Annotated in this window: 11 protein-coding genes and 1 tRNA gene; 5 read left to right on the forward strand and 7 right to left on the reverse strand. The window is 66.0% G+C overall.

Annotation, left to right across the window (positions count from 1 at the left end):
* Positions 1–249: 249 nt before the first annotated feature.
* The 4 genes from pstS to pstB all read left to right on the forward strand — a co-directional run bounded on the left by pstS (position 250) and on the right by pstB (position 4394).
* Positions 250–1368 carry a phosphate ABC transporter substrate-binding protein PstS gene (pstS, locus tag AC50X6_RS00280; RefSeq protein WP_494964342.1) on the forward strand — a complete coding sequence of 373 codons (1119 nt, stop codon included), beginning with the start codon at positions 250–252 and terminating at the stop codon, positions 1366–1368.
* A 159-nt stretch (positions 1369–1527) separates the two neighbouring features.
* Entirely contained in the window at positions 1528–2460 is a 933-nt protein-coding gene (gene pstC, locus AC50X6_RS00285; protein WP_326966507.1) for a phosphate ABC transporter permease subunit PstC, read from the forward strand.
* Positions 2461–3570 (forward strand): phosphate ABC transporter permease PstA, encoded by a 1110-nt coding sequence (gene pstA / locus AC50X6_RS00290; RefSeq protein WP_494964343.1) that lies wholly within the window; start codon positions 2461–2463, stop codon positions 3568–3570. It begins immediately after the preceding gene.
* Positions 3571–3614: 44 nt separating this feature from the next.
* Positions 3615–4394 (forward strand): phosphate ABC transporter ATP-binding protein PstB, encoded by a 780-nt coding sequence (gene pstB, locus AC50X6_RS00295; protein WP_494964344.1) that lies wholly within the window; start codon positions 3615–3617, stop codon positions 4392–4394.
* A gap of 75 nt (positions 4395–4469) precedes the next feature.
* Here the strand turns inward: pstB and AC50X6_RS00300 are convergent, their stop codons facing one another.
* The 3 genes from AC50X6_RS00300 to AC50X6_RS00310 form a co-directional block, all read right to left on the reverse strand.
* The gene (locus AC50X6_RS00300) at positions 4470–5486 is read right to left on the reverse strand and encodes an inorganic phosphate transporter (RefSeq protein ID WP_494964345.1); all 1017 of its coding nucleotides are present in this window, start codon (positions 5484–5486) and stop codon (positions 4470–4472) included.
* Between the two features lies 1 nt (position 5487).
* Entirely contained in the window at positions 5488–6105 is a 618-nt protein-coding gene (locus AC50X6_RS00305; protein WP_494964346.1) for a DUF47 domain-containing protein, read from the reverse strand.
* Between the two features lie 337 nt (positions 6106–6442).
* The gene (locus tag AC50X6_RS00310; RefSeq protein WP_494964347.1) at positions 6443–7099 is read right to left on the reverse strand and encodes a hypothetical protein; all 657 of its coding nucleotides are present in this window, start codon (positions 7097–7099) and stop codon (positions 6443–6445) included.
* Between the two features lie 206 nt (positions 7100–7305).
* On the opposite strand from AC50X6_RS00310, the gene AC50X6_RS00315 reads away from it, so the two are divergent.
* Positions 7306–7378, forward strand: a tRNA-Lys gene (locus AC50X6_RS00315).
* A 199-nt stretch (positions 7379–7577) separates the two neighbouring features.
* Here AC50X6_RS00315 and AC50X6_RS00320 read toward each other — a convergent pair.
* The 4 genes from AC50X6_RS00320 to AC50X6_RS00335 all read right to left on the reverse strand — a co-directional run bounded on the left by AC50X6_RS00320 (position 7578) and on the right by AC50X6_RS00335 (position 12234).
* Positions 7578–9989: an ATP-binding cassette domain-containing protein gene (locus AC50X6_RS00320; protein WP_494964348.1), complete on the reverse strand. Its 2412-nt coding sequence runs from the start codon at positions 9987–9989 to the stop codon at positions 7578–7580.
* On the reverse strand, positions 9883–10596 hold the full coding sequence (locus AC50X6_RS00325) for a GGDEF domain-containing protein (protein WP_494964662.1): 714 nt from the start codon (positions 10594–10596) through the stop codon (positions 9883–9885). The genes AC50X6_RS00320 and AC50X6_RS00325 overlap by 107 nt, the downstream gene beginning before the upstream one ends.
* Positions 10596–11363 (reverse strand): GGDEF domain-containing protein, encoded by a 768-nt coding sequence (locus AC50X6_RS00330; protein ID WP_494964349.1) that lies wholly within the window; start codon positions 11361–11363, stop codon positions 10596–10598. The genes AC50X6_RS00325 and AC50X6_RS00330 overlap by 1 nt, the downstream gene beginning before the upstream one ends.
* Positions 11364–11553: 190 nt before the next feature.
* Entirely contained in the window at positions 11554–12234 is a 681-nt protein-coding gene (locus tag AC50X6_RS00335) for a hypothetical protein (protein ID WP_494964350.1), read from the reverse strand.
* Positions 12235–12467: the final 233 nt, after the last annotated feature.

The following is a 12467-nucleotide window of genomic DNA, read 5'->3' on the forward strand; positions in this document are numbered from 1 at the left end:
CCAGTCTATTTGCAGCCGCGGGCACCGCCGACTGCGGCCGAACCCCTACGGCTGTGACCCAGCTAACGCAATGGTGGCCCGGCAGATGTCAGCCAATGTCCCGGTGTCGTTAACCCCCTGTTCACTTTGCACCGCAATTCTCTTCACCTGAGGCACATAACTTCAGTAGAGGTACAAACCGTACGCATCCGCTGCTGCGGCCTTCTCCGGCCGGGCACGCACAGAAAATCCCTGGAAGGGGTACATCTAGTGAAGGCACTCCGCTTCGGCCGCAACGCGGCAATCGCTGTTATCGCAGCCGGCGCTCTCGCGCTTACCGCCTGTGGTTCTGATAACGCAACGGGCACTGCCCCCGCGAACACCACCGCCTCGGGTCCGAAGGTTACCGGCACCCTGACCGGCATCGGGTCCTCCGCGCAGGGCGCGGCAATGGATGTCTGGAAGACCAACTTCGCCTCGGCAAACCAGGGCGCCAGCGTGCAGTATTCCCCGGACGGCTCCGGCGCCGGCCGCAAGGCACTCCTGGACGGCTCCGCCCAGTTCGGCGGCTCCGACGCCTACCTCAAGGATGACGAGTACGCCACCGCCAAGACCCAGTGCGGCCCCGAGGGTGCCTTGAACATCCCGGTCTACATTTCCCCGATAGCCGTGGCCTTCAACCTGCCGGACATCAAGGAACTGAAGCTCGACGCCGGCACTGTCGCCAAGATCTTCCGCGGCGAGATCGCCAAGTGGAACGATCCGGCCATCGCCGCCCTGAACCCGGACGCCAAGCTCCCGGACCTCAAGGTCACTCCGGTGAACCGCTCGGATGACTCCGGCACCACCTCCAACTTCACCGACTACCTGGCCGCCGCGGCTCCCGAGGCCTGGACCGACAAGTCCGCCGGCATCTGGCCTGCGACCCTGAAGGGCGAGAACGCCAAGGGCACCTCAGGTGTGGTCAAGACCGTTACCGACACCCCGGGCGCCGTGACCTACGCCGATGACTCCGCCGTGAGCGGCAAGCTCGGCATCGCGCAGATCAAGGTTGGCTCGGCCTTCACCAAGATCACCGCCGAGGCGGCCGCCAAGGCAGTCGACGCCGGCAAGCCCGTCGAGGGCCGCAACGCCAACGACCTCTCCATCAAGCTGGACCGCAAGACCACCATCGAGGGCGCCTACCCGATCGTGCTCGTCTCCTTCCACGTCGTCTGCAGCAGCTACGCCGATCAGAAGACCGTGGACCTCGTGAAGGGCTTCGAGAAGTACGTTGTCTCGGAAGCCGGCCAGAAGGCAGCCGCTGACGCCGCCAAGTCCGCCCCGCTGTCCAAGACCCTGGCCGACAAGGCCCTGAAGTCGATCGAATCCATCAAGGTCAAGTCCTAGGGTTCCCGCGCGCCAACAGGCATAGTGGAAACACAATCCTGATCCAGGTTCCCTGCTCCGAAATGGCTGTCATAGACGGCCGCCCCGGGGCAGGGAACCGCCGCGTTTGTTCTGTAGTTGCCAGAAGTACCAGTTGATTCGAAGCTGAAGGACCGTGAAGTGACCACCACCTCCCTGACCTCGTCCCGGGGCGCAGGCCGCGCCGGGGACAAAGTCTTTTCCGCAGCCACTTTGGCCGCAGGGTGCCTGATCCTGGCCGTGCTTTTCGGCGTGGCGCTCTTCCTCGTCGTCCAGGCGATCCCGGCCCTCACGGCCTCCCCGGACAAGATCAAGGGCGGCGAAGGCTTCCTCGCCTACATCTGGCCGATCGTGATCGGCACACTGATCGCGGCCGCCATCGCCATCGTCATCGCCACCCCGGTGGCTATCGGCGTCGCGCTCTTCATCTCGCATTACGCCCCGCGGCAGCTCTCCTCGGGGCTCGGCTACGTGATTGACCTCCTGGCCGCGATTCCGTCCGTGGTTTACGGGGCCTGGGGCGCGGCGTTCCTGGCCAAGGAGATTTCGCCAGCCTACAACTGGCTGGCCGGCAACATGGGCTGGCTTCCCATCTTCCAGGGTCCCGCCTCCGCCACCGGCAAGACGATCCTGACCGCGGGAATCGTCCTGGCCGTGATGGTCCTGCCCATCGTCACCTCGCTGACCCGCGAGATCTTCCTGCAGACCCCCAAGCTGCACGAAGAGGCCGCGCTGGCGCTCGGTGCCACCCGCTGGGAAATGATCAGGATGGCCGTGCTTCCGTTCGGCCGCCCCGGCATCATCAGTGCCGTGATGCTGGGCCTGGGCCGCGCGCTCGGCGAGACCATGGCGGTGGCGCTGGTGTTGTCCTCCGGCGCCCTCACCGCCAGCCTGATCCAGACCGGAAACCAGACCATCGCCGCGGAGATTGCGCTTAACTTCCCGGAGGCCAGCGGGCTCCAGGTCAGCACCCTGATCGCGGCGGGCCTGATCCTGTTCGTCATCACCCTCGGCGTGAACATGATCGCCCGGTGGATCATCAGCCGGCACAAAGAATTCTCGGGAGCCAACTAAATGACCTCCACCCTCACCCCCGTCCAGAAGCGCTCTTCCCTCACCAAGGGCCAGCTGCCAGCCTGGGCCCCGTACGTTGTTCTTGGCGCGGCCCTGATCCTGGGCGCCGCAATCCTGGCCCTCATCGGCTTCAACGCCTTCGGCTGGGGAATCGTCTCGGCCATCCTCTTTGCTGCCGGCCTCGTTGGCTGGAGCGCCGTCGTGGAAGGCTCCCGGCGGGCGAAGGACAAGCTGGTCAGCTGCCTGGTCGTCGGCGCGTTCCTGATCGCGCTGCTGCCGCTGATTTCCGTGATCTGGACGGTCCTTGTCAACGGTCTTCCCGGACTCATGAACCCGGGCTTCCTGACCACCTCCATGAACGGCGTCACCGGCGCCTTCGACAACAAGAGCGTGGACGAAGGCGCCCCGGTGGTGGGCGGTATCTTCCATGCCATCATCGGCACCCTGCTGATCACCGCGGTCGCCACCGTCATCTCGGTGCCCGTGGGCCTGCTGTCCGCCATCTACCTCGTGGAGTACGGCAACGACCGCCCGCTGGCCCGGGCCATCACGTTCTTCGTGGACGTCATGACCGGCATCCCCTCGATCGTTGCCGGCCTGTTTGCGGCGGCCTTCTTCTTCGCCGTGGTTGGTCCCGGCACCAAAACCGGTGCCGTCGCCGCCGTCGGCCTCTCCGTGCTGATGATTCCCGTGGTGGTCCGCTCCAGCGAGGAAATGCTCAAGATCGTCCCTAACGAACTCCGCGAGGCGGCCTACGCCCTGGGGGTCCGCAAATGGCGGACCATCCTGAAGGTGGTCATCCCGACGGCGATTTCCGGCATCGCCTCGGGCGTCACCCTGGCGATTGCCCGCGTGATCGGCGAAACGGCGCCGATCCTGGTCACCGCAGGATTCGCAACCTCGATTAACGCCAACGTGTTCTCGGGCTGGATGGCCTCGCTGCCCACGTTTATCTATACGCAGATCCTCAACCCGACCTCGCCGTCCAACCCGGACCCGTCGTCCCAGCGCGCCTGGGGCGCGGCGCTGGTCCTCATCATCCTGGTGATGCTGCTCAACCTCGGTGCCCGCCTGATCGCCCGCATGTTCGCCCCCAAAACCGGCCGCTAGCCAGAGCCAGCGCCACTACAACGTCCAGCAAGTGAAGGAACACCATGTCTAAGCGCATCGACGTCAAGGACCTGAACGTCTACTACAGCAAATTCCTGGCCGTCGAAGACGTCACCATCAACATCGAGCCCAAGTCCGTCACCGCCTTCATCGGGCCTTCCGGCTGCGGCAAGTCCACGTTTCTGCGGACCTTGAACCGTATGCACGAGGTCATTCCCGGTGCCCGGGTGGAAGGTGAGGTGCTCCTCGACGGCGACAACCTCTACGGACCCGGCGTGGATCCGGTGACCGTCCGCTCGCAGATCGGTATGGTGTTCCAGCGCCCCAACCCCTTCCCCACCATGTCCATCCGGGACAACGTGCTGGCCGGCGTGAAGCTCAACAGCCAGAAAATGTCCACGGGCGAGGCTGATTCCCTCGTGGAGCGCTCCCTGAGCGCAGCCAACCTGTGGAATGAGGTCAAGGACCGCCTCGCGAAGCCGGGCTCGGGCCTGTCCGGCGGCCAGCAGCAGCGCCTCTGCATTGCCCGCGCCATCGCCGTGGAACCCCAGGTGATCCTGATGGACGAGCCGTGTTCGGCGCTGGACCCGATTTCCACCCTGGCCATTGAGGACCTCATCAACGAGCTCAAGGACCAGTACACCGTGGTGATTGTGACCCACAATATGCAGCAGGCGGCACGAGTCTCGGAGAAGACCGCGTTCTTCAACATCGCCGGAACGGGCAAGCCGGGCAAGCTGATCGAATACGGTGACACGCACACCATCTTCAGCAACCCCTCCGTGAAAGCCACCGAGGACTACGTTTCCGGCCGCTTCGGATAGTCCCGCTTTCCCATCGACTGCTCCATATCCGCCGTTTTGACCCCTCATAAGGGCACTTGTGGAGCAATCGATGGGCTAGGGGCTGGCTAGGGGAGACAGCGCGAGCCCCAGGATCAACGCCACGGCCGCGGTGACCATCGGGGTGAGCACCCAGAACCGCAGGATCCGGATCACGAGCCGCCGGTTGGTGGCAGGGAAACCCTGGTTCGATCCTGAGCCCAGGACGGCCGCGGTGACCGTGTGGGTGGTCGAAATCGGCCAGTGCAGCCCGATTGCTCCCACCACCAGGATCACCGAGCTGTACAACTGGGCTATGGAGCCGCGCAAGGGGTCCATCCGCATCAGCCGGTAGCCGATCGTGTAGGAAATCCGCCAGCCGCCGGCCAGCGTTCCGGCCGCCAGCATTCCGGCGGTGAGAAGTGCCACCCAGGCTGGCATGGAACCGCCGTCGGACAGCCCGGCAGCCAGCATCGCCAGTACCAATACGGCGGCGGTGCGTTGCCCGTCCTGCAGCCCGTGGGCAAACGCGACGGCCCCGGCGGCAACGGACTGGGCCCGCCGCGAGCGGCCGTTAACGACGCTCGGCTGCGTGTACCTCGCGGCCCACGTGACCGGCCACACCAAAAGATAAGCGCCGGTGAAGGCAATGAAAGGTGAGACCAGCAGCGGGAGCGCCACCTGGAGCAGCAGCGATGTATCCGCCCCGCCCATGGCGTTTCCACCGACCGCCACGCTCGCGGCGCCGGCTCCGGCGAGGCCGCCGACCAGCGCGTGGGTCGAGGAGGAGGGAATACCCCGCCACCACGTGTAGATGCCCCACAGGATGGCGCTTACCAGCCCCGCCGCCAGGATGGTCAGCCCGGTCTGCCCCGGCGGCAGGCGGACCCAGGTACGGCTGACTTGCAACGCCAGGGCGGCACTTAGCCCGGCCCCGATGAAGTTGAAAAATCCGGCCAGCAGTACCGCGACTGTGGGGGTCAGCGCGCGGTTCCGCACCGCCAGCGCCACCGAGGTGGAGGCGTCCCTGAAGCCGTTCAGGAAGGCAAAGGCCGCGGCGAAGACCACTACCAGGGCAAAGAAGAAGATGGTCACGTCAGGATTCCTTGACGATGATGCTGCCCACCTGGGTTGCGATCCGGCGCATGTCCTTGGTGACTTCCACCAGCTGGTTTGCGATGTCGCGGTTGCGTGCGTACTGGGCCGACTTCATCTCGGTGAGCAGGTCCGCCACCCAGACCCGGTGGGATCGCTCCGCGCGCTTGGCCAGCCGGAGGACCTCGATCCAGTAGTCCTCGAGTTCGTCCAGATTGTTGAGCTTCCGCATGGCGTCCACGGTGAGTTCGGCCTGCCGGCTGATGATCTCGAGCTGGTCCGCGGCGCGTTTGGGCAGCCGGTCCAGCTTGTAGAGCGAAACGAGCTCCGCGGCGGCGTCGAGTTTCTCCATCGCCTCGTTGAGGTACCGCGACAGGGCGTACATGTCCTCACGGGGGAGCGGACTTACAAAGGTGCTCCGCATATGGGTCAGCAGGGCGAAGTGCAGTTCCGCCGATTTGGCCTCGTGGTTGTGCATGTCCTCCACGAGCCGTGCGTGCTCAGTCACGGGGGCACCCAGGATTTCCGCGAGGGTGGCCGTGGCGAGCACGATCTGGCGCGCCAGCTGGGAAAGGAGGTTCAGCCCGGCGGGCTCCTGGGGGAAAAGGCGCAGCTTCACGTGGGGTTACCGGTCTTCGGGAGAGGAGTACTCGGGTGGGCTCGGCCGGCCGTATGACTTGACGATGACCCGCGCGTAAGCATTACTTTACCGTCAGGTCCGGGAGCGCCCGGAAAGCGTTCCGGCGGGTCCGGCAATGTGACGGCGCACGGCTGGAACCGGCCTGACGAGGGCATAAAAATGGTGCCGAACCGGAGACGCCTCTCGGCGGTAGGCCGCTCTAGGCGGCTAGATGTTGAAGCCCGGGGGTTTCGCGGTTCGGCACCGCTTTTAGTTTTCTACGACAACCCGGACAAGTCAACATTGACAGTCCGGGGCGGGCATGCGTACCGGGACCTCAGTCCAGTTCGCCCAGGCGCCACGCGTTGGCCGCGTGCTCGAGGTCCTCGGCCGTCTTGACCAGGAGATGCGAATTGCGGGTGAGCTTGCTCGCATGGTTCTCGTTGCTGTGGTCGGCGCCGTCGGCGAGGGTCGCCTGGCCAAGGGCCACCACGCGGCAGAACGCGGCGGAACGTTCCAGCGCGACGTCGAACTCGCCGTCGAACGCTCCGGAGAGGATGGCATTCGCCATCGACTTCATCTCGTCCGCTCCCGGCGGCTCGGCGGCACCGGCAACCACATTGGAAACCTGCGCCGTGTCCTTGCCCGCCTTGAAGTAAACCGAAATGCGCTCGGGATCCTGGATCGTGGCGGCCCGCAGGGCGTAGAGGCGCCACAAAGCTCCCGGGAGGGACCGCGCCGGACTTTCGGCCCACATCTCGGCGATGGCTTCCAGCCCCTGCTCATCGGCGAGTTTCACCAGCCGTTTGGTGACCGTGGGGTCGTCGCTGTCGCGGCCGCGGCGCACGAGTGCCTGCGCGGCAAGGTGGGCGGCCTCGGAGATGCGGGCAGGGTCCGCTCCGCCGGCGAAGGGCTCAAAATCGAAGGGTGCGAAGGGCTTTGGCTTGTGGTGCCGGTGTGGTCCGGGGCTGCCGGCTTCTGCTTGCTCGCTCATGCCACCACGCTACTCCAGTGCTGCCGGGGAATCGAGCGTGCGGCCTGGGGGCAGCGCCCGTCAGCGGGGCGCACGACGGCGGCGGTGTCACGGCCGCCGTGTGAAAGTCGGCCCTGGTGTGGGGTACAGTAATTAACGTCCAGAAATGGACTGGGCTGATCTGAACTTGGGCAGCGGATTTTCCGCCGCTCTGGGGCAATCGGCTGGGGCCTTTAGCTCAGATGGTAGAGCATCGGACTTTTAATCCGTGGGTCGAGGGTTCGAGCCCCTCAGGGCCCACCCACGTCGCAGGCCAGAGGCACACAGCCTCTGGCCTGCTTCTCTTTTGAGACCCTGACTTCTCTTTTGAGACCCTGACCCGGCGAAACCCAACTAATGCGGTTGAAGTGCGACTCAGGAGTGCCTTGCGCCGTCGGTGACTAGGGCGGGAATGGCTTGCTGCGGGCCAGAGGCATATTGCCTTTGGCCCGCAGTCGTTTCAAGACCCCGACCTGCCGACGTAGGCCGCGAGGTGCTCGCCGGTGAGGGTGGAGCGGGCCGCCACGAGGTCGGCGGGAGTGCCCTCGAAGACGAGCCTGCCGCCGTCGTGGCCCGCGCCGGGGCCGAGGTCGATGATCCAGTCGGCGTGCGCCATGACGGCCTGGTGGTGCTCGATCACGAGGACCGATTTGCCGGACTCCACCAGGCGGTCGAGGAGGCCCAGCAGGTTCCGGACGTCGGCGAGGTGCAGGCCGGTGGTGGGCTCGTCGAGAACGTAAACGTCACCCTTCTCGGCCATCTGGGTGGCCAGCTTGACGCGCTGCCGCTCGCCGCCGGACAGCGTGGTGAGCGGCTGGCCGAGGGTGAGGTAGCCGAGCCCGACGTCCACGAGCCGGTCAAGGATCGTGTGCGCCGCCGGCGTCTTCGCCTCCCCGTCGCCAAAGAACACCCCGGCCTCGGTCATTGACATTGCCAGCACTTCGGCGATGTTGCGGCCGCCCAGTGTGTATTCCAGGACTGACGCCTGGAACCTCTTGCCCTCGCAGTCCTCGCAGGTGGACTCGACGGTGGCCATAACGCCCAGTTCGGTGAAGATGACGCCCGCGCCGTTGCAGGAGGGACAGGCGCCTTCCGAGTTGGAGCTGAACAGCGCCGGCTTCACGCCATTGGCCTTTGCGAACGCCTTGCGGATCGGCTCGAGGAGGCCCGTGTACGTCGCCGGGTTGCTGCGCCGCGACCCCTTGATGGCATTCTGGTCAACCACCACCACGCCATCGCGGCCGGCCACCGAGCCGTGGATCAGCGAGCTTTTGCCCGACCCCGCGACACCCGTCACCACGCAGAGCACGCCGAGCGGAATGTCGACGTCGACGTCCTTGAGGTTGTGCGCCGAGGCACCACGCACCTCGAGCGTACCGGCCGGCGTGCGCACCAATCCCTTGACCGTGGCCCGGTCGTCGAGGTGGCGGCCGGTGATGGTCCCACTCGCCCGGAGACCCTCCACGCTTCCCTCGAAGCAGACGCTGCCGCCCTCGGTGCCGGCGCCGGGGCCGAGGTCAACGATGTGGTCAGCGATGGCGATGGTCTCCGGCTTATGCTCGACGACGAGCACGGTGTTGCCCTTGTCGCGCAACTGCAGCAGCAGCTGGTTCATCCGCTCGATGTCGTGCGGGTGCAGGCCGATCGTCGGCTCGTCAAAGACGTAGGTGACGTCCGTGAGGGATGAGCCCAGGTGCCGGATCATCTTGGTGCGCTGGGCTTCGCCGCCGGAGAGCGTGCCCGCCGGCCGGTCCAGCGAGAGGTACCCCAGCCCGATCTCGGCGAACGAGTCAAGCAGGTGCTGCAAGCCTTTGAGGAGCGGCGCGACCGACGGCTCGTCGAGCTCGCGGACCCACGCGGCCAGGTCGCTGATCTGCAGCCCGCACAGCTCGGCGATGTTCTTGCCCCGGATCTTCGAGGACCTGGCCTCCGGGCTGAGCCGCGTGCCGTCGCACCCGGGGCAGGTCTGAAAAGTGATGGCCCGCTCTACAAAGGCCCGGATGTGCGGCTGCATGGAGTCGACGTCCTTGGAGAGCATCGATTTCTGGATCTTCGGGATCACGCCCTCGTAGGTGAGGTTGATGCCCTCGACCTTGATCTTGGTCGGTTCTTTGTAGAGCAGGTCGTGCATTTCCTTCTTGCTGAACTTGTTGATCGGCTTGTCCATGTCGAAGCCGGCGCCGCTGAAGATGCGGCCGTACCAGCCGTCCATGCTGTAGCCGGGGATTGTCAGGGCACCCTCGCCGAGCGACTTGCTGCCGTCGAAGAGTGCGGTGAGGTCGAAGTCGGAGACCGAGCCCATACCCTCGCACCGCGGACACATGCCGCCCAGGTAGACGGCGTTTTGGACGACGCTCTTCTCGACTCTGCCGCCCTTCTCGGTGCTCATCACCCCGCTCGCCTTCCGCGTAGGGACGTTGAAGGAGAACGCCGTGGGCGGTCCCACGTGCGGCGATCCCAGCCGGCTAAAAAGGATCCGGAGCATTGCGTTGGCGTCGGTGGCAGTGCCCACCGTGGAGCGGGGGTTCGCGCCCATCCGCTCCTGGTCGACGATGATCGCCGTCGTCAGCCCGTCCAGAACGTCGACGTCGGGCCGTGTCAGGTTCGGCATGAAACCCTGCACAAAGGCGCTGTAGGTCTCGTTGATCATCCGCTGCGACTCAGCGGCGATCGTTGCGAACACGAGCGAGCTCTTGCCCGAGCCGGAGACACCGGTGAACACCGTCAGGCGGCGCTTCGGGATCTCGATGCTGATGTCCTTGAGGTTATTCTCGCGTGCGCCCTGCACCCGGATCAGCTCGTGGCTGTCGGCTATGTGCAGCTCGGGCGGCTGCGTGTCCGGCTGCGTGTCCGTACCCGTGGCCATGCTCATCGTGTCTCCATCTGTTGGGCGGGGCCGCCGTCGGCGTCTCTTGGCTGAATCCGACCGGCGTCGAGCAGTACGTCTGATTCTCCTTCGTCGGCGCGGCCGGGGCAACGGTCCGCTGTCCACCTGCTGGCAGCCGTCTGCCCGGCGCCGTCGGCCTGCCCAGCGTTGTCCCTGCGGGGCTATCTGCTGCCAGGCGAGCAATTCGCTCAGGGTGCCTGGTGCCCGCGGGGGCCAGCCCGATCACCGCGCGGTTGCGACCGGCGGACTTCGCCTGATAGAGCGCGCGGTCAGCGTCCCGGAGAAGGCGCGGCAGCCCGGTGGCACGGTCGTGCGCGTCGACGACGCCGAAGCTCGCCGTGGGCGCGTCCGTGCCGTTCGGCAGGGAGCTGTGATCAGCCAGTGCGGCGTTGATCCGGTCGGCGATCCGAACGCCTTCCTCAGCGTCGACGCCGTCGAGCAGCAGCACGAATTCCTCCCCGCCGTAGCGGCCCACCAGGTCCATACTCCGCACGGTGACGCGGCAGGCCTCGGCGAAGGCGCGGATGACGCCGTCGCCGGCATCATGGCCGAAGCGGTCGTTGATGCCTTTGAAGCGGTCCAGGTCCGCCATCACAATCGCGGTGTCGACGCCTGCCGCCAGATTGGTCCGAGCCGATGCTGGGCCTGGCGCATGAATTCCCCGCGGTTCAGCAGCCCCGTGAGCCCATCGCGGTAGGCCAGCTCCCGGAGGTTCTCGGTCCGCCTCGCGTAGCTTAGCGAGGTGATGCTGGACGAGACCACCACCAGCAGGATCATTGCCATCAACAGGGTGACGCCGGTCCCGAAGAGCTTGTGGAACAGCGGATCCGCCGGGCCGAGCACAGCCAGTCCCGCCATCCGGCTGAGGTAGTAGAAGGCGCAGACTCCCGTGGCGATGGCGAGGGACCGGACAAGGTGCCAGGAGTGCGCCCGTTCGCGCCACAGCTCCACGGAGGCGAGGCCGATCGCTGACCCCATGAGCGCCAGAAGGACGATGCTGCCGATCCGTGCGTTGTCGGAGTAGCGGACGGTGACGTCGACTGCCACGGCGGCGGCGGCCGGGATCCCCAGCAGCCAGGGGGTGACCCGGCGGCCGGCCAGCGATCGGGTGCCGGCCCAGACGCAACCGGCGCCAAACACCATCACCCCGTTGCCTACGCCTGGGGTCCAGGCAACGTCCTGGACCTCGCCCAGGATATATAGGCCGGCGCCTACGAAGAAGGACGCTACGGCACCGCACCACCAGGCGGCGAAGGGGGCCCGGCTCTCGCGGTACGTGTCGAAGTAGAAAAGTACCAGCATGGTCAGCGACATCACGGCGAAAACCACCATGAGTGTTGACCGGTCCAGAAGCACCATAAGTAGAATAATCCCAGCTGCTGGAGCCGGCCCTGCCCATCGACCGTCGGCGTAGTTCCCTGCCCAGTCCCGGGCCCATGGCGGAGGTCAGGGTCGAATCGGCCGGCTACGGAAAAGTGCCACGGACCCCCAGTGAGGATCCGTGGCACTTCCCGCCGAACCATGCATCCGGCAGGTTTTTCGGGGGGTGTTATTTGGTGTTGACGGTGATCTTGGCGATGCCGACGAGCATGTCGGCTTTCACGGCGTCGGTCTTGAAGGTTTTGTTCAGCAGGCCGGCGGCGGTGTCGGAGATCAGCACCCGGGTTCCTTCCAGGACGGCGGTGTCGCCGGCGGCCTGGAGGGGCTTGAGGGTGGAGCCGTCAAGGTTGAAGATGTAGGCCTGCTTGGCGGCACTCTCGCCGTTGACCGCGACGTCACCGTAGAGCTTGGAGGTGCCCGGGTCGATGGTGAAGTTGGTCAGGTCCACCTTGGTCTCACCGGCGGAGAGGGAGAACCCGGAGCCGGCGTGGCTGATCAGGCCCTGGACGAACGGGCGGTAGTCCTTCGCGGGATCGTAGTAATCGACCTTGCCGCCGCTGATCGGGAAGATCAGCGACCCGTCGGTCAGCGCCGCGGTACCCACAACCCCCGGGGTGAGCTTGAGGCTCTCCAGGGCCGCGGCGAAGGAGGCATCGAGCTTCACCGCGGTGGAGGTACCCGTCAGCGCCGGGATCGCGGCCAGCGGCTTGGCTTTCTCAGCGGGCGCCGCGGCCGAGGACGAGGCAGCCGGCGCCGACGAGGACGTGGCAGCCGGGCTGCACGCCGCGAGGGAGAACATCAGCGAACCGGCAGCGGCAACGCTCAGGAAAGTCTTAGTTGACGTACGCATGGGAGTGCTCCTTGAAATCAGTGGGGGTGTCCGGTCCCGAGGATGGTTCCTGCCGAGTGGCTCGGACGGGGCCGGTGCTTGTCTGTCAGGAGTACTTCGACAGCACACCGGCTACGGATGGGTTCCACCGTGTTCGTGACCAATCCGTGACCCCGCGTCCAGCCCTAGTGTCGCGAGCCGGTGAGCAAAGGGCCACCAGGGAGCCCCTCTGGTTCGCAGCCGACGATCCAGCA

It is taken from the genome of Pseudarthrobacter sp. HLT1-7 (assembly GCF_059383435.1).